The organism is Polaromonas sp. P3_B1, assembly GCF_056402935.1.
Genome location: NZ_JBFUGK010000040.1, coordinates 41,497 through 57,424 on the forward strand (window position 1 = coordinate 41,497; position 15,928 = coordinate 57,424).

The following is a 15,928-nucleotide window of genomic DNA, read 5'->3' on the forward strand; positions in this document are numbered from 1 at the left end:
GGTTGAAGTCAAGTCGGAATCGACAGTACGAACTTTACGCTTTGAAAAATACGATAAGTATTTAATAATCTTAAAAAATTGATCGTAAGTATCAAATGGAGAATTTCATTGGTTGATCGACTTGAGACTTTGTTGAGGCATTTCTCGGTGAGCGCGAACGTTTTTCATTCGGGCGCGCTCTGCGGCGTGAACGAACTCGGCGAGGAGGAGGGCGCTGGGCAACTGCACCTGGTGCGCAGCGGGGAAGTTGGCGTCAGCCATGGCGGCGCCGAAGTCGTGCGCGTCAGCGGCCCCTGCCTGTTGCTTTACCCCAGGCCGTTGGCGCACCGGTTTATCACCGATGCGGCCCATGGCGCTGATTTCGTCTGCGCACACTTGCGCTTTGAGGGCGGGGCGGCCAATCCGATCGCGGCCGCTTTACCGGCCTTTGTGCATCTGCCGCTGGCGCAGGTCGAAGGCGCCGCCGGCGTGCTGCAACTGCTGTTCGAAGAGGCATTCGAGCAGCGCTGCGGGCGGCAGGCGCTGCTGGACCGGCTGTTTGACGTGGTGCTGATCCAGGTGTTGCGCCACCTCATGGAAAACGGCGAAACGCGCTCCGGCATGCTGGCGGGGCTTTCGCATCCGCGCCTTCGCAACGCCATTGTCGCGATGCACCAGCACCCCGCGCAGGAATGGAGCCTGGAGGCCCTGGCTGATCGCGCGGGCATGTCTCGCAGCGTATTTGCCAATCAGTTTCGCGACGCGGTCGGCTGTACGCCGGGGGTGTATTTGCAACGCTGGCGGGTGGGCCTGGCGCAGCAGGCATTGCGGCGGGGACAGCCGCTCAAGCTCATCGCCGCAGACGTCGGCTACGGCAGCGAAGCGGCGCTTTCGCGCGCCTTCAAGGCGCAATGCGGCCAGACACCGCGCGAGTGGAAGCTGGCCCAGCCGGGCTAGTGCGCTTCCTGGCGAGCGGGCTGGTGCGCTGCACTGAGCGCCTCGGCACAGGCATGCGCCGAAGCCCACGCCCATTGGAAGTTGTAACCGCCCAGCCAGCCGGTGACGTCGACGACTTCGCCTATGAAATAGAGGCCCGGCTGCCTGGATTCCAGGGTCTGGGAGGACAGGTCGCGGGTGTCTACGCCGCCCACGGTGACTTCGGCTTTTTTGTAGCCTTCGGAGCCGTTGGGTGTGAGTTCCCAGCCGGCCAGGCGCTGGGCCAGGGCCAGCAGGGCCTTGTCGGTGGCTTCGCTGATGGGGCGCTGCAGAGCAGGGTCTTGGCTGACCCAGGCGTCGGCCAGGCGGCTGGGCACCAGGGTCGCTAGTTCGTTAGCGATCAGTTTTCTGGACGTGGCCTTGGCGCGCAGTAGCAGGTTAGGCAGGTCCACGCCAGGGGCGAGGTTGATGCGTATCGGCTGTCCTTCGCGCCAGAAGCTGGAGATCTGCAGCACGGCCGGGCCGCTCAGGCCCCGGTGGGTGAACAGCAGGTCTTCTGAAAACACCACGGCTTTTTTGCGTTGCTTGGGCGTGGCATCCGCTGGGCTGGTTTCTATCAGCACCGGCAGCGCCAGGCCGGACAGCTGGGCATAGGGCGCCCAGGCTTCACCATCAAACGTCAGCGGCACCAGCGCGGCGCGTGGCTCCACCAGGCGCAGGCCGAATTGTCTGGCGATGCGGTAGCCGAAATCGGTGGCGCCAATCTTGGGAATCGACAGGCCGCCGGTGGCGATCACCACCTGCGGCGCCGTGATGAGGCCCCGGTCGCTCTGAAGCTCGTAGTTTTCACCCGCTTCCTGGGGGCCTTTCAGGCTCTGGATGCCGCAGGGCTGCCAGCGTGTCACCTGGCCGGCCTGGCATTCGGCCAGCAGCATGTTGATCACGTCTTCGGCCGAGCGGTCGCAGAACAGCTGGCCCTTGTGCTTTTCGTGGAAAGGGATGTTGTGGCGCTGCAGCAGGGCGATGAAGTCCTGCGGCGTGTAGCGCGACAGCGCCGAGCGGCAAAAATGCGGGTTCTCGCTCAGGAACTGCGCGGGCGTGGTGTCGCGATTCGTGAAGTTGCAGCGGCCGCCGCCCGAGATGCGGATTTTTTCGGCGACTTTTTCGCTGTGGTCCAGCAGCAGCACCTTGAGGCCGCGCTGGCCCGCCTGGGCCGCGCAGAACAGCCCGGCGGCGCCCGCGCCAATCACTACGGCGTCAAAGTGATGGGTCAAACCGGTCCCTGATCAATGCCATTGCATCGCGCTCACTGTTTCCAGGTGAACGGGAACTTGAGCTGCTTGAAGAAACCATTGGGCACGTAGTCGCCCAGCACCCCATAGCGTTCGGGCCAGAGCTTGGTGCTTTTGACGGCGGTGCCGAAGATGTAGTCGATGAAGGCATAGTGCGCCGAATAGTTGCGGTCCAGCGCTTCCTGGTCCTGGCTGTGGTGCCAGTGATGGAAGTTGGGCGTGACGATGACATAGCGCAGCGGGCCCAGGCGCACGCTCACGTTGGCATGGTTGAACACCGCCTGGAAGCCGACGATCACGATGTAGGCGTCAATCACTTCCTTGGAAAATCCCAGCACGTAGATGGGCGCCAGGATCAGCGTGCGGGTGAGCAGCAGCTCCAGGATGTGCTGGCGCGAGCCGGCCAGCCAGTCCATGCTCTTGGCGCTGTGGTGCACCGCGTGCAGGCGCCACAGCACGGGCACCTCATGGTAGGCGCGGTGCGTCCAGTACTGCACCAGGTCGGCCACCAGCACGATGAGCAGCACGCCGGCCCAGAAAGGCAGGCCCTGCACCCAGCCGCGAATGCCGTCGTTGGCGGCCCAGCCGAAGAACTTGTGCACCAGCAGGTTGGTGGCCAGCAGCACGAAGCCCACGATCATGTGGTTGACGATGAAGTGGTGCAGGTCGGTCTGCCATTCGGCGCGAAACACCGGCTGGTCTTTGCGCAGCGCGAACAGCTTTTCAATGAAGATGAAGATCAGAGAGGAGCCCAGCAGGTCCAGGATGAACCAGTCCAGGCCGATGTAGGGCGTGTTGTCGGCGAAATCATTCACCGGCACCTTGTGGCCGCCCAGCAGCGCGGTGGACACCACCAGCAAAAACGCGGCGCCGGCCAGCCAGCGCGAGCGGTTGAAGATGATGTTGACCAGGGAGATGCCGCCGGCAATCACCAGCGAGGTGAACATCACGATGCGGATCACGTCGACGTTGTAGCTCTTGCGCAGCTCCGGCGTGGTCAGGTATTCGGGGAAATGAAAGGCCAGCACCCCCAGGAAGCACAGCACGCCCAGACTGAGCGCGATCACGCCGCTCATGATGCCGCTGCCCCGTCGCAGTTCGCCGTGGCTTTCCGTCAGTTCGTTGAGTTTGTCGAGCATCGCGTCTTTCCCTCTGCTGTTGTTTTTGACTTTGGGAGTGTAGCCGCGCACGCCGGATTCCGGGGCTGGCCTGTGCCGGCCAGCCCACGATTCCGTCACTGTTTCACGATGACCGGCTGAACTGCGAATACATTGGGATTTTTCGGCTCCACGGTGACGCGTACCCAATGGATCAGCGGGCTGCCGAAAGTCTGCAGGCGGGTGAGGTTGGGCAGCAGCCTGGTGGGGCTGTAAAGCGGCTTGTCGACCTTGAAGAAATGCGTGTCGCCGTGCACCAGCAGCACCTGGCCGGCGAACTGCTCGGTTTCGGTGATGACATGGCCGATGAAGTTGCGGTAGCCGCTGACGCCCGGCGCCTGGCTTTCGTCAATGCCCTCGGTTTCCGGCAGGTCAAAACCCGGGTCGGCCTGGATCACCAGCACGACGCCGCGCGCCTTGCGAGCCTTGGCGTCCGCGAAGGCCTCCTGCATCCAGCGCACATTGGCCGCATCGCGCTCCAGGTATTCGGCGTTGGAGGCCTCACATTGGGCCGCGGTGCGCGCGCTTTTTTGCGTGCAGTCTTTTTCGTCAAGGATTTTGTTGTTGTTGCTGCCCGGCACGTTCAGCGTCGCGAACACGATGCCTTGGTGCGTAAAACGCGTGTTCTCGACGAATTTTTCGCCCAGCGGGGCCTGGTGCGTCAGCGCCATGGTGCGCTGGCCCAGGCTGCGGGTAGTGGGGAACATGGTTTTGCGCAGGTAGGCCAGGCGCTCCAGGGCGTCATAACCGCCGTTGTTGAGGCGGTGGCAGTCCGTCCATTCGTTGTCGCCGGGCACGTAGACCACGGGTTTTTTCAGCTCGCCGAACATGGCCAGCGCCGAGGCATAGATGTCCTCGGTGCATTTGGAACTGCCGTCCTTGATGTCGCCGTCGTAGATCGAGAAGGCGATGTCCGACTGGTTGATGCTTTTGAGGAGCGCGGGGATTTTTGGGTCGTCTCCGGCTTTTTGGTAGGGCATGTCGCCCCACAGGCCGAATGAAAAACCCTGCGCCTGCGCGCAGGCCATGCCAAGCGCCAGCAGCGCGCCGGCCAGAAAACGGTGAGACATCTTTGCTCCAGTCGAAAGACCGGGAGCTTAGGCGGGCCGTATGACGGAGGTATGACGCCTGCTTGCGCTCAGGCCGCGCGGGCCGCGTCGGGATGTGCCGTCGCGAGGGCCACGCCGCTGATCACATCACCCACGACGATGACCGAGGGGCTGGCCATGCCGGCCTCGCGAACCGATGCCGCCAGGCCGCCCAGCGTGGTGGTGATGTGGCGCTGCGTGGCCAGCGAGGCGTTCTGGATCACGGCGACCGGTGTGGCGGCCGGCAGGCCCGACAGCAGCTCGTCCTGGATGCGCTCCGCACCGCTGACGCCCATGTAAATCACCAGCGTGAGGCGTGCGCTGTGCGCGGTCGCGGACAGGGCTTTCCAGTCGGTGCCGCTGTCGCCGGGTTTGGCATGGCCGGTGACGAAGACCACGCCGTGCGCATGCTCGCGGTGCGTGAGCGGCACGCCCAGCGAGGTGACGGCGGCCAGGCCCGCGGTAATGCCGTTGACGACTTCCACTGTGATGCCGGCATCGCGCAGGTGCTCGACCTCTTCGCCGCCGCGTCCGAAGATGAAGGGGTCGCCGCCCTTGAGTCGCACCACGTCCTCGCCCTCGCGAGCGGCCATCAGCATGAGCTTTTCAATAAAGGCCTGGGGCGTGGACTTGCAGCCGCCGCGTTTGCCCACGTAGACGATGCGCGCCTCGGGCCGCGCGAAGGCCACGATCTCGTCGCTCACGAGGTCGTCCACCAGCAGCACGGTCGCGCGCTGTATGGCTTTCAGGGCCTTGAGGGTCAGCAGTTCCGGATCGCCGGGGCCGGCGCCTACGAGGGTTACTTTTCCGTGGTTCATGGTGGTCATTGGATATGGGGCAACAACTGCAAGATATGTTCCACCTGCCGCGCAATCGAAGCCGGCACGGGTTTGTCGCCGGCCAGCACTGACTGAATATAGGCCGCGGTGGCGGCGGCGTCCACCGTCTTGGGAAGATCGGGCAGGGAAGCCAGCGTGCCGGCCTGGGTTTCCTGCAGCAGCGAGCGCTTTCCGCCAATGAAAGCTTCCATTTGCGGCATGCGGCGCGCGTCGGCCACGCCTTCGCCCTCGGTGCCGCGTAGCAGCATCGCGTTGGCCCCGGTCAGCTCGAAGGTCTGCGCCATGGAGATGGCGTATTCAGGATGCGTGTAACTGCTCACCACCAGGCTTTTGCCCAGGCAGGGGCTCATGATCTTGACCAGGCTGTGCGCCGGGTTGCGCAGGCCGACGGCGCGGCGCACGTCGAGCAGGCGCTTGAGCGACGGAAGCAACAGCTCGGTGGGCGCGAACACGGTCTCGCCTTCGACGATGGGGCGGACAGCCTGCAAGGCATGGATGCCAAGCGCCTGCAGCACTTCCGAAGCAAACACCCGGCTTGATTCGGTGGGTGTGCCGTGCACCAGGACCGGCACGCCTTCGCGCGCCAGCAGCAGGGCCAGCAGGGGCGTGAGCACCGGCAGCTTGCGCGCGCCGTTGTAGCTGGGCAGCACCACGGTGGGGGTTTTGGTGGCGGGGAAATGCGCCAGACGCTGGTGCAGCGCATCAAGGAAGCCCGCCATTTCTTCGGGGGTTTCGCCCTTGATGCGCATGGCCAGGCAAAAGCCGCCGATCTCTAGATCCGTCACCGTGCCGTCCAGCACCTGGCCCAGCAGGTCGGTGGCCTGCTCGCGTGTCAGTGCACGCGCGCCGTCCTTGCCGCGGCCGATTTCCTTGATGTATTGGCTAATACCCATAGAGGTGATTGTCCGCGAACGCAGATAACTTCTTCTTATGAGCTTAAGCCTGGGCCTAGGCCACCTGGCGGATCGGGATCACGGCGCGCGGCGCGCTGGCCTGCGCTTCGCTGCGCGCCGAGCGCACACGGCGCTTGAGTTCGGGCACGCAGGAACCGCAGTTGGTGCCGCACTTGAGCGTGGCCTGCAGCGAGGCCAGCCGCTCCTCGTCGGTGTGCAGGTGGCCGGCAGCACCGCCGCCACCGGCCACGAGCGCCAGGTGTTCGTCGATGGCCGTGTCGCTGACGTTCAGGCAGGTGCAGACCAGCTTGCCGCGCGACTGCACCGCCACCGGCGGCTTGGCGCCTGGCAGCAGCAGCAGCCGGCCGTAGGCCTGCGCCGGCAGCTCGTCCTGCAGCAGCGTTTTGATCCAGGCCTGGGCGCTGGTGTCACCGGCCAGCACAAAGCCGGCGAGTTCGGCCGCGTCGCCCTTGCGTACCAGCCGCATGGTGCGCCGCTGGCCTTTTTTGCGATCGGCGTAGCGCAGCACCTCGGCGCCGCCCAGGCCCAATGTGGCCTCGAGCTTTGCCAGCAATTCGTCGGGCGGCGCTTCATGGCTGGCTGCGCGAAACAGCAGGCCGGAGCGCTCGCGGCCCTGGTCGGTGAGCGCGGTGTTATTGGAAAAAGGCACGCAGCTTGTGAAGGGCAGGGCCGCCATCAGCGGCTTGAGCTGCTCGCGCGCGGCCAGCACCTCGTCGCCCGGCAGCCAGGCCATGGCCAGCAGCGTCCAGGGCATGTCGGCCTTGAGGATCTTGACCGCGGCGTGCTTGAGTTCGGGCTGCTTGGAGGTCGGGCAGTAGGCGGAGGTAGTGATCGCATTGACGCCGGCCAGCGTAGCGCCGCTGGTGGACTGTCCGCTCAGGTATTCCTCGCCCCAGTGCATGGCGATAAAAGCCTGGCTCACAGCCACCTCGGGCGAGGCCTGCAGCGGCACGATGATGGAGCCACGCTTGGAAGTGACATACACCAGGTCGCCGTCCTTGAGCAGCCGCCGCGCCATGTCCTGGGCATTCATCTGCACGGCCGGCTCGGCCACATGGCCGAACAGCCGGCCCAGGGTGCCGGTGCGACTCATGCCGTGCCACTGGTCGCGCAGGCGGCCGGTGGTCAGCGAAAACGGAAAACGCGATTCGCGCGGCTCGGCCACCGGCTTGTAGACGGTGTTGGCAAAGCGCGCCTTGCCGTCGGCGGTGGGGAAGATGCCGTCTTCATACAGCCGGACTTTGCCAGCGCTGTCGCCTGGCTTGAAGGGCCACTGCCGCGGCGCGTCCTCCAGCAATTCGTAGCTCAGGCCGGTGATGTCCAGGTCGCGGCCGCGGGTGGATTCGCGGTGTTCGTTCCAGATGGTTTCCGCGCCCGATGCTTCGTCGGCCAGGGAGTAGGTGAACAGGCTAGCACCAGCTGCCGCGCGGGCGGGGAGCAGCTTCTCCAGCCGCTGCGCAAAGTCCACCACGATCGCCCAGTCATGGCGCGTTTCCCCGGGTGCGGCCACGGCCGGGCGCACGCGGCTGATGCGGCGCTCGCTGTTGGTCACCGTGCCGGTTTTTTCGCCCCAGGTGGTGGCGGGCAGCAGCAGGTCGGCGTAATCGCAACTCGAGGTGGTGGCAAAGGCTTCCTGCACGATCACCAGTTCGGCGCGCTCCAGCGCGCGGCGCACCGTGGCTTGGTCGGGCATGGACTGGGCCGGGTTGGTGCAGGCAATCCACAAGGCCTTGATTTCGCCGTCGGCGGCGGCCTGGAACATCTCGACGGCGGTTTTGCCGGGCTTCTCCGGCACGGAGGGAACGCCCCACAAGGCGGCGATCTCCGCACGATGTTCGGCGTTGGCGAGGTCGCGGTGCGCGCTCAGCAGGTTGGCCAGGCCCCCGACCTCGCGCCCGCCCATGGCGTTGGGCTGGCCGGTCAGTGAAAACGGCCCGGCGCCGGGCTTGCCGATCTGGCCGGTGGCCAGGTGCAGGTTGATGAGGGCGGCGTTCTTGGCGGTGCCGCTGCTGGACTGGTTCAGGCCCTGGCAGTACAGGCTCAGCGTCGCGGCTGATGTCGCGAACATCCTGGCCGCGGCCAGCAGGTCTTCTTTTTTGATGCCGCAGGTTTCGGCGACCAGGTCGGGCGTGTAGTCGCGCACCGTGGCCTTGAGCGCCTCAAAACCCGTGGTGTGCGCGGCGATGTAAGCGGCGTTGGTCCAGCCTTCCCACAGCATGATGTGCAGCATGCCGTTGAACAGCGACACATCGGTGCCCGGCTGTATCGCCAGGTAGAGGTCGGCGATCTCGGCCGTGTCGGTGCGGCGCGGGTCGCAAAAAATGATCTTGAGCGCCGGGTTGGCGGCCTTGGCGTCTTCGATGCGCCTGAACAGGATGGGGTGCGCGAAGGCTGTGTTGCTGCCGACGATGAAGATGCACTGCGCATGGTTCACGTCGTCATAGCAGGCGGGCGGCGCATCGGCGCCCAGCGTCTGCTTGTAGCCCGCTACCGCGCTGCTCATGCACAGGCGCGAATTGGTGTCGACGTTGTTGGTGCCTATCAGGCCCTTGGCAAGCTTGTTGAAGACGTAATAGTCCTCGGTCAGCAACTGGCCTGAAATATAGAAGCCCACCGCATCGGGCCCATGGTCGCGGATGATTTGCGCAAAACTTTCGCTGGCAAAGCCCAGCGCGCTGTCCCAGGACACCGGTTTGGCCGCTTCATGGCGGTGCTCGCGCCGCATCGGTTGCAGCAGCCGCGTCTGCCGCGTGACGGCCGCCGAGGCGGTCAGCGCCAGCGTCGAGCCCTTGGTGCAGAGCCGGCCGAAGTTGGCCGGGTGATCGGGGTCGCCGCGCACGCCTGTGATCTGGTTGCCTTGCGATTCGATCACCACCCCACACCCGACGCCGCAATACGGGCAGGTCGAACGGGTTTCTTTCAGTGCTGCATCGACAAGGGTCATTGGGTCGGTAGGTTCAGGCGTTGGTCAGTTCTTTGGCCGCGGGGCCGGCCACCACGGGTTGCAAGTCCAGTGCCAGCGTCGCCAGCTCGGTGGCATCGAGGTGCACCACGCCGTCCTCCACGCGCACGCTGAATTTCTGCGTGCAACCTTCGTCGGGCGCCTTGGCGCAGCCGCCTTCCAGGTCTATGGTCCAGTTGTGCAGCGGGCAGGCCACGCTGGTGCCGAACACAATGCCCTGGCTCAGCGGGCCGCCCTTGTGCGGGCAGCGGTCCAGCAGCGCGAACACGCCGTCTTCATCATTGCGGAACACGGCGACGTCGATGCCGCGCTCGCGCGCCACGCGGCGCGAGCCCAGCACCGGAATGTCCTTGACGAGGCAGATTTTTTTCCATTCAGACATAGTGGTCTCTCAATTCAGGCGGGCGTGAGTTTTTCAAACTGCCGGGTGTCGACCGCGGCTTCCTTGAAGTCGAACCAGGGATCGGGCTCGCCGTCGAGCGCGAACTGCAGGCGTTCCCACAGCGCCTTGCGGCCTTCGTGGTCTTCCAGGATTTTTTTCTTGACGTAGTCCAGGCCCACACGGTTCACGTAGTGCACCGTGCGCTCCAGGTACCAGCCTTCCTGGCGGTAGAGCTCGCAGAAAGCGCCGGTGTATTCGAGCACTTCCTCGGCGGTCTTGAGCTTGGTGAAGAAGTGGGCCACTTCGGTCTTGATGCCGCCGTTGCCGGCGATGTACATCTCCCAGCCCGAATCGACGCCGATGATGCCGACGTCCTTGATGCCGGCTTCGGCGCAGTTGCGCGGGCAGCCGCTGACGGCGAACTTCACCTTGTGCGGTGCGTACATGCGCCACATCGCGCGTTCCAGGTCCTTGCCCATCTGCGTGCTGTCCTGGGTGCCCATGCGGCACCACTCGCTGCCCACGCAGGTCTTCACCGTGCGCAGGGCCTTGGCGTAGGCGTGGCCGGAGGGCATGCCGATGTCTTTCCAGACGTTCTGCAGGTCCTCTTTTTTGACGCCCAGCAAATCGATGCGCTGGCCGCCGGTGACTTTGACGGTCGGGATCTTGTATTTGTCCACCGCGTCGGCGATGCGGCGCAGCTCGTCGGCCGTGGTTTCACCGCCCCACATACGCGGGATGACGCTGTAAGTGCCGTCCTTCTGGATGTTGGCGTGGCTGCGTTCGTTGATGAAGCGGCTTTGCGGGTCGTCCTTGGCTTCCTTTGGCCAGGTGCTGGTCACGTAGTAGTTGACGGCCGGGCGGCAGCTCGCGCAGCCGTTGGGTGTCTTCCATTCCATGAACTTGTAGACCTCGGAGATCGTCAGCAGCTTGTTGGCGCGTATCGCATCGCGCACCGCCTGGTGGCCGTGGTCGGTGCAGCCGCACATGGCCTTGAGCTTGGGCGTGGCCGAGTAGTCGCCGCCGGCGGTGAACATCAGGATTTGCTCGACCAGGCCGGTGCAGGAGCCGCAGGAGGCGCTGGCCTTGGTGTGCTTCTTCACCTCGTCGAGCGTGAACAGGCCTTTTTCCTTGATGGCCTTGCAGATCGTGCCCTTGTTGACGCCGTTGCAGCCGCAGACTTCGGCGTCGTCGGGCATGGTGGCGGCCTTGTTGTGGCCTTCATGGCCTGTGTCACCGAGGTTGGATTCGCCGAAGATCAGCTTGTCACGGATGTCGGCCACGCTGCGGCCGTCGCGCAGCAGCTTGAAGTAGTAGCTGCCGTCCACCGTGTCGCCGTAAAGGCAGGCGCCGACCAGCTTGTCGTCCTTGATCACCAGCTTTTTGTAGACGCCGCCGAAAGGGTCGCTCATCACGATTTCCTCGGCCCCGTCGCTACCCATGAATTCACCGGCGCTGAACAGGTCTATGCCCGTGACCTTGAGCTTGGTGGAAGTCAGCGAGCCCGAGTAGCGGCCTATGCCGAACTGCGCCAGGTGGTTGGCCGCGACCTTGGCCTGCTCAAACAGCGGCGCCACCAGGCCGTAAGCGATGCCGCGGTGCGCCGCGCACTCGCCCACCGAGTAGATACGCGCGTCGGTCACGGTCTGCATGGTGTCGTTGACGACGATGCCCTTGTTGCAGTGCAGGCGCATGGATTCGGCCAACTGGGTGTTGGGGCGTATGCCCACCGCCATGACTACGAGGTCGGTGGCCACTTCGCTGCCGTCCTTGAACTTGATGGACTTCACGCGGCCTTCTTCGTTGCCGGTGAGCTCCTGGGTCTGCGCGCCGATCAGGAACTTCAGGCCGCGGTCTTCCAGCGATTTTTGCAGCAGCTTGCCCGCGACGTCGTCGAGCTGGCGCTCCATCAGCCAGGGCATCACGTGCACCACGGTGACTTCCATGCCGCGCAGCATCAGGCCGTTGGCCGCTTCCAGGCCCAGCAGGCCGCCGCCGATGACGACGGCTTTCTTGTATTTCTCGGAGGCTTCGATCATCGCGTTGGTGTCGGCGATGTCGCGGTAGGCGATCACGCCCTGCAGGTCCTTGCCCGGCACCGGCAGGATGAAGGGGTTGGAGCCGGTGCACATCAGCAGGCGGTCATATTCCTCTTCGGTGCCGTCCTCGGCGCGCACGATGCGTTTGACCCGGTCGACCTCCACCACCTTTTTGCCGGCATGCAGCGTGATGTGGTTGTCCTTGTACCAGTCCCAGGAGTTCAGCACGATCTCGTCCAGCGTCTGCTCCCCGGCCAGCACGGGCGACAGCAGGATGCGGTTGTAGTTGGGATGGGGCTCGGCGCCGAAGACCGTGATGTCGTACAGGTGGGGGGCGACCTTGATCAGCTCTTCCAGTGTGCGCACGCCGGCCATGCCGTTTCCGACCATTACCAGTTTTGATTTTTTCATGGGGCTACTCCAGGGGATTCAATGTGTCCAGGTGCAAACGTCATGCCACGGCCGTGCCGCGCAGGTCGCGCATGCACGCGTCCACGCGGCTTGTCAGAGGGTGCAAGCCGGTCTGGCTTGGCGGAAACAAGGTGAAATTCATGATGCTCTCTCCCGGTCAACAGGGATCCGGGCTGTAGACCCGGTATGAGGCACACCATTACGCACGTCGTTGTGCGCAGGACCCGCAGTGCATTCGCTAAGGTCGGGCGCGTCGTTACGCCCGCGATAGCTGATGCAAAACTTGTGCCATATCATTGGCTGCAAGCTGCGACCTGAATCCGCAGCCGGCGCATGGCGCGCGACTTGCATCCTGCCCAGCCTTATTTCCCTCCCAAGCTATTGATTTGTATGACTTCCGCACTGGTAAACCTGAACGGCCCCGCCGGCGCTCACCCGCTGGTTTCCGACCTTGAGGCGGCCGGTATCCAGGTCTTAGGCGTGGTCCATGAACGCAGCAAACTGGTGCAGGAGGTGCTGCGCCAGGCGCCCGACGTGCTGGTTTGCCACGATGCACTGCCCGATGAGGCCTTGTTCAAGCTCTTGCAGGTGGTGGGCGATACCGCGCCTTGCCCGGTCATGGTGTTCACCAGCGACAGTGATGCGGAAAAAATCACGCGCGCCACCGAAGTGGGTGTGCACGCTTATGTGGTCAACGGCTACAGCCCGCTACGCCTGCGGCCGCTGATCCACCTGGCCCAGGCACGCTTCAAGCGCGAGCAGGCCTTGCACGGTGAGATGCGGGACATCGCCGGCCGGCTTGAAGAGCGCAAGGTGGTGGACCGCGCCAAGGGGATCCTGATGCGCGCCCGCCAGATGTCCGACGACGACGCCTTCCAGATCCTGCGCACCGCCTCCATGCACACCAACCAGCGCCTGGGCCAGGTGTCGCAGCACATCATCCATTCAGCCCGCTTCGCCGAGGACGTCAACCGTTCGGGCCAGTTGCGCATGCTGTCGCAGCGCCTGGTCAAGCTGGCCCTGCTTCGGCTGGCGGGCGTGCAGGCCGGGCGCGTGGCGCAGTTGCTCACGGAATCGGTGCAGCGCATAGACGCCAATATCGCGTCTCTCAGTAAAAGCCTGTCCAAGCCGACTTTTGGCGACTTGCTGGGGCAGGTGAGCGTGACCTGGGCGCGCCTGAAGCCCGCCCTGGAGGAAAGCCGGGCCGCCGGCGAGATGGCGCACCTTGACGAACTCGCCGAACTGCTGCTGCAGGAAGCCGAGCGCATGACCGCGATCCTTGAAAGCGCCGGCGCCATGCCGCCGCTGCAGGTGCTCAACCTGGCCGGCCGCCAGCGCATGCTGAGCCAGCGTTTCGCGAAATACGCCTTGCTGCAGGCTCTGGGCGGCACGGCCTCGCAGCGCAGTGAGGCGGGCATGGCCGAGTCGCAGGCGGCTTTTGAAAAAGCGCTGCAGTACCTGAACGATATCCCGCTGACCAGCAAGGAAATCCGGGAATCCCTGGAGAAGGCGGCCGCGGGCTGGGCGCAGATGCGCGCCGGCGCGGCTGCGATTGCCAAGGGCAAGGATGCGAAGCGGCTTGAGGGCCTGGCCACCGCCAGCGAGGACTTGCTGGACGTCTTTGAGCAGCTCTCAGTGCAGTACGAGCGAAGCATGCAGATGCTGGTGGGCTGAAGCTTCGAGATAGTGCATTGTTGCAATGCACCAATGTCGGGCATTGAACTTGCTTACATTGGTGCATGGCATTTGATCTGGACATTGGCTTTGCCACGCTGGCGGGCCGTAAAAACACCAACGAGGACTTCTGCGCGGCCATGCTGCCCGAGCCGGGCCATGAGGGCATGGGCTCCATCGTGGCCGTGGCCGACGGCGTGAGCACCGGCGGCATGGGCCGCGAAGCCGCGCAAACCACGGTCACCAGCCTGGTCCGCGACTACTACGGCACACCCGAAACCTGGGACACCACGGTGGCGCTGGACCGCATCATCGGCGCGCAGAACGCCTGGCTGGCCGGCATTAACCGCCGGCGCCACCCCGCCATGGGGCTGACCACTCTCACGGCGCTGGTGCTGCGCGGGCAGTCCTACACCCTGGCGCATGTGGGCGATTCGCGGGCTTATCTGCTGCGCGGCGGCATGCTGCAGCAACTCACGCACGACCACGCCGTCAACCACCCTGATTTCAGGCACCAGTTGCTGCGCTCGGTGGGCGCTGAAGACCATGTGGTGGTCGACTACATGCAGGGTGACCTGCAGGTGGGCGATGTGTTCGTGCTGGTCACCGACGGCGTGCATGGCGTACTGCGGGACGAGCGGCTGCGCGATTTCGCGCGGCTGGAAGAGGAGGGCGGCGCCCAGCTGGCAAGCCAGGGGCTCGTGGACGCCGCCCTCGCCGCCGGCAGCAATGACAACGTGACGGCCGTTGTGGTGCGCGTACGCGGCCTGCTGGATGCCACCTTGCAGGACGTGGGCCGTATCGCGCAAACCTTGCCGGTGCCGCCAAAACTGAAAGTCGGCGATGTGATTGACGGCCTGGTGGTGACCGCGAAAGTGGCCGACAACGACATCCATGTGCTCTACCAGGTACGCGACCCCGGCACGCGCGTGCTTTACGCCCTCAAGGCGCTGAACCCAGCGAGGTCCCACGATGGCGAGGAGCGCGCCATGCTGGCGCATGAAGCCTGGCTGGCCCTGCGCATGCAGTCGGGCCCGGCGGCGGGGCACCTCGTCAAGCTTCACGAAAGCCCGCCGGCCGGCCAGGAGCGCAGCGCTTTTTACCTGCTGTACGACTGGCACAGCGGCGAGACGCTGCAGCAGCAACTGGACCGCGGCCAAAAAATCAGCGTGGAGCAGGTGCTGGGCATGGCCACCCAGTCGGCCCGCGCGCTGGGCCGGCTGCACCGCCAGTGCGTGATCCACCGCGACGTCAAGCCCGCCAACCTGCACCAGGGTGAAGACGGCGTGCTGCGCCTGCTGGACCTGGGCGTGGCCCTCAGCGGGCGCGAGCCCGAAGCCATGCGCAAGCTGCACGCCGGCACCCCCAGCTTCATCAATCCCGAACAATGGGGCTTCAGCGCCGCAGGCAGCGATGGGCCCGAGGAATTACCCGACGCGCAAAGCGATCTGTTCGCGCTGGGCGTCACCCTGTACCAGCTGCTCACCGCCAGGCTGCCCTATGGCGAAGTGCTGCCTTACCAGGCCGGCCGTTACTACCGCGACCCGGTCGCGCCCAGCCGCGTCAACCCCGAGGTGCCGATCTGGCTGGACCACGTGGTGCTCAAGGCTGTGTCCCGCGACAAGCGCCGCCGCTTTGAAACCGCCGAAGAGCTGTTGCTGGCGCTGGAGCGGGGTGCTTCGCGGCCGCTGACTGCGCCGCAGGGGACGCCGTTGATTGAGCGGGATCCGGTGATGCTTTGGAAACTGCTGTTGGCGGTTAGTGTGGTGGTGAATGTTTTGTTGATTTATTGGGTTTTGTTTTTGCCTCGGTAGTCATTGCCGGGTCTTGCGCCGGCTTGCGCGCTTTCCCCTCTCTACCTCTGTTTCGTCTGCTCACTCTTCTATCGGTAGCTGGCCGGGGGTTGCCCGGCGGCAACTCACTTTTCTTTTGCTTCGCCAAAAGAAAAGTAAGCAAAAGAAAAGGCGACCCTGGTGTCTGCGTCCCTTCGCTTCGCTACGGGCAGCCTGTGGTGCTCGGTCCAGACGGGGTCAAAAACAACTCGCCTTCGGCTCAAACACGTTTTTGCCCTTATCCGTCTGGACCTGCGCTCCTCGGCGCAGACACAAGGGACCCGACTACCAACAGCCAACAGCCAAAGACAAGAAGCCGAATACCGGAAACAACAAGGACACGCCATGGCGTGTCCTTGTTTGTCTTGGTTTGTTCTTTGGTATTTATCTTCTGTCCCCGCTCCCGATTGCCCCGTCCTGGCT

The 15,928-nt window shown here is 64.5% G+C and carries 11 protein-coding genes; 3 read left to right on the top strand and 8 right to left on the bottom strand.

All coding sequences use genetic code 11. From position 1 onward, the window contains the following. Nucleotides 1-108: 108 nt before the first annotated feature. Nucleotides 109-936 (top strand): cupin domain-containing protein, encoded by an 828-nt coding sequence (locus tag AC1DXS_RS20330; RefSeq protein ID WP_477739268.1) that lies wholly within the window; start codon nucleotides 109-111, stop codon nucleotides 934-936. On the opposite strand, the gene AC1DXS_RS20335 is transcribed toward AC1DXS_RS20330, so the two are convergent. The 8 genes from AC1DXS_RS20335 to nirB all read right to left on the bottom strand — a co-directional run bounded on the left by AC1DXS_RS20335 (nucleotide 933) and on the right by nirB (nucleotide 11,999). Continuing rightward, nucleotides 933-2,189, bottom strand: a complete 1,257-nt coding sequence (locus AC1DXS_RS20335; RefSeq protein WP_477739269.1) for a BaiN/RdsA family NAD(P)/FAD-dependent oxidoreductase — start codon at nucleotides 2,187-2,189, stop codon at nucleotides 933-935. The two genes, AC1DXS_RS20330 and AC1DXS_RS20335, sit on opposite strands and share 4 nt — an antisense overlap. Nucleotides 2,190-2,221: 32 nt before the next feature. Next, nucleotides 2,222-3,346, bottom strand: a complete 1,125-nt coding sequence (locus tag AC1DXS_RS20340) for a sterol desaturase family protein (protein ID WP_477739270.1) — start codon at nucleotides 3,344-3,346, stop codon at nucleotides 2,222-2,224. A 95-nt stretch (nucleotides 3,347-3,441) separates the two neighbouring features. Further along, nucleotides 3,442-4,434, bottom strand: a complete 993-nt coding sequence (locus AC1DXS_RS20345; protein WP_477739271.1) for a hypothetical protein — start codon at nucleotides 4,432-4,434, stop codon at nucleotides 3,442-3,444. Between the two features lie 68 nt (nucleotides 4,435-4,502). Beyond that, nucleotides 4,503-5,270, bottom strand: a complete 768-nt coding sequence (gene cobA, locus AC1DXS_RS20350) for a uroporphyrinogen-III C-methyltransferase (RefSeq protein ID WP_477739272.1) — start codon at nucleotides 5,268-5,270, stop codon at nucleotides 4,503-4,505. A gap of 5 nt (nucleotides 5,271-5,275) precedes the next feature. Further along, on the bottom strand, nucleotides 5,276-6,184 hold the full coding sequence (gene ybiB, locus AC1DXS_RS20355; protein WP_477739273.1) for a DNA-binding protein YbiB: 909 nt from the start codon (nucleotides 6,182-6,184) through the stop codon (nucleotides 5,276-5,278). A gap of 55 nt (nucleotides 6,185-6,239) precedes the next feature. Continuing rightward, a complete protein-coding gene (locus AC1DXS_RS20360; RefSeq protein WP_477739274.1) occupies nucleotides 6,240-9,149 on the bottom strand; it encodes a nitrate reductase in 2,910 nt (969 codons plus the stop codon). 13 nt (nucleotides 9,150-9,162) lie between these two features. After that, nucleotides 9,163-9,549, bottom strand: a complete 387-nt coding sequence (gene nirD / locus AC1DXS_RS20365; RefSeq protein WP_477739275.1) for a nitrite reductase small subunit NirD — start codon at nucleotides 9,547-9,549, stop codon at nucleotides 9,163-9,165. Between the two features lie 14 nt (nucleotides 9,550-9,563). After that, on the bottom strand, nucleotides 9,564-11,999 hold the full coding sequence (gene nirB / locus AC1DXS_RS20370) for a nitrite reductase large subunit NirB (protein WP_477739276.1): 2,436 nt from the start codon (nucleotides 11,997-11,999) through the stop codon (nucleotides 9,564-9,566). A 390-nt stretch (nucleotides 12,000-12,389) separates the two neighbouring features. Here nirB and AC1DXS_RS20375 point away from each other — a divergent pair, with 390 nt between their 5' ends. Both AC1DXS_RS20375 and AC1DXS_RS20380 read left to right on the top strand, forming a co-directional pair. Next, nucleotides 12,390-13,673 (top strand): type IV pili methyl-accepting chemotaxis transducer N-terminal domain-containing protein, encoded by a 1,284-nt coding sequence (locus AC1DXS_RS20375; protein WP_477739277.1) that lies wholly within the window; start codon nucleotides 12,390-12,392, stop codon nucleotides 13,671-13,673. A 65-nt stretch (nucleotides 13,674-13,738) separates the two neighbouring features. Continuing rightward, nucleotides 13,739-15,487 (top strand): bifunctional protein-serine/threonine kinase/phosphatase, encoded by a 1,749-nt coding sequence (locus AC1DXS_RS20380; protein WP_477739278.1) that lies wholly within the window; start codon nucleotides 13,739-13,741, stop codon nucleotides 15,485-15,487. The last annotated feature ends 441 nt before the right edge of the window (nucleotides 15,488-15,928 follow it).

Coding starts and splice junctions, on each gene's coding strand:
- AC1DXS_RS20340 (WP_477739270.1), bottom strand. CDS start 3,346: ATGCTCGACAAACTCAACGAACTGACGGAAAGCCACGGCGAACTGCGA.
- AC1DXS_RS20345 (WP_477739271.1), bottom strand. CDS start 4,434: ATGTCTCACCGTTTTCTGGCCGGCGCGCTGCTGGCGCTTGGCATGGCC.
- cobA (WP_477739272.1), bottom strand. CDS start 5,270: ATGAACCACGGAAAAGTAACCCTCGTAGGCGCCGGCCCCGGCGATCCG.
- ybiB (WP_477739273.1), bottom strand. CDS start 6,184: ATGGGTATTAGCCAATACATCAAGGAAATCGGCCGCGGCAAGGACGGC.
- AC1DXS_RS20360 (WP_477739274.1), bottom strand. CDS start 9,149: ATGACCCTTGTCGATGCAGCACTGAAAGAAACCCGTTCGACCTGCCCG.
- nirD (WP_477739275.1), bottom strand. CDS start 9,549: ATGTCTGAATGGAAAAAAATCTGCCTCGTCAAGGACATTCCGGTGCTG.
- nirB (WP_477739276.1), bottom strand. CDS start 11,999: ATGAAAAAATCAAAACTGGTAATGGTCGGAAACGGCATGGCCGGCGTG.
- AC1DXS_RS20375 (WP_477739277.1), top strand. CDS start 12,390: ATGACTTCCGCACTGGTAAACCTGAACGGCCCCGCCGGCGCTCACCCG.
- AC1DXS_RS20380 (WP_477739278.1), top strand. CDS start 13,739: ATGGCATTTGATCTGGACATTGGCTTTGCCACGCTGGCGGGCCGTAAA.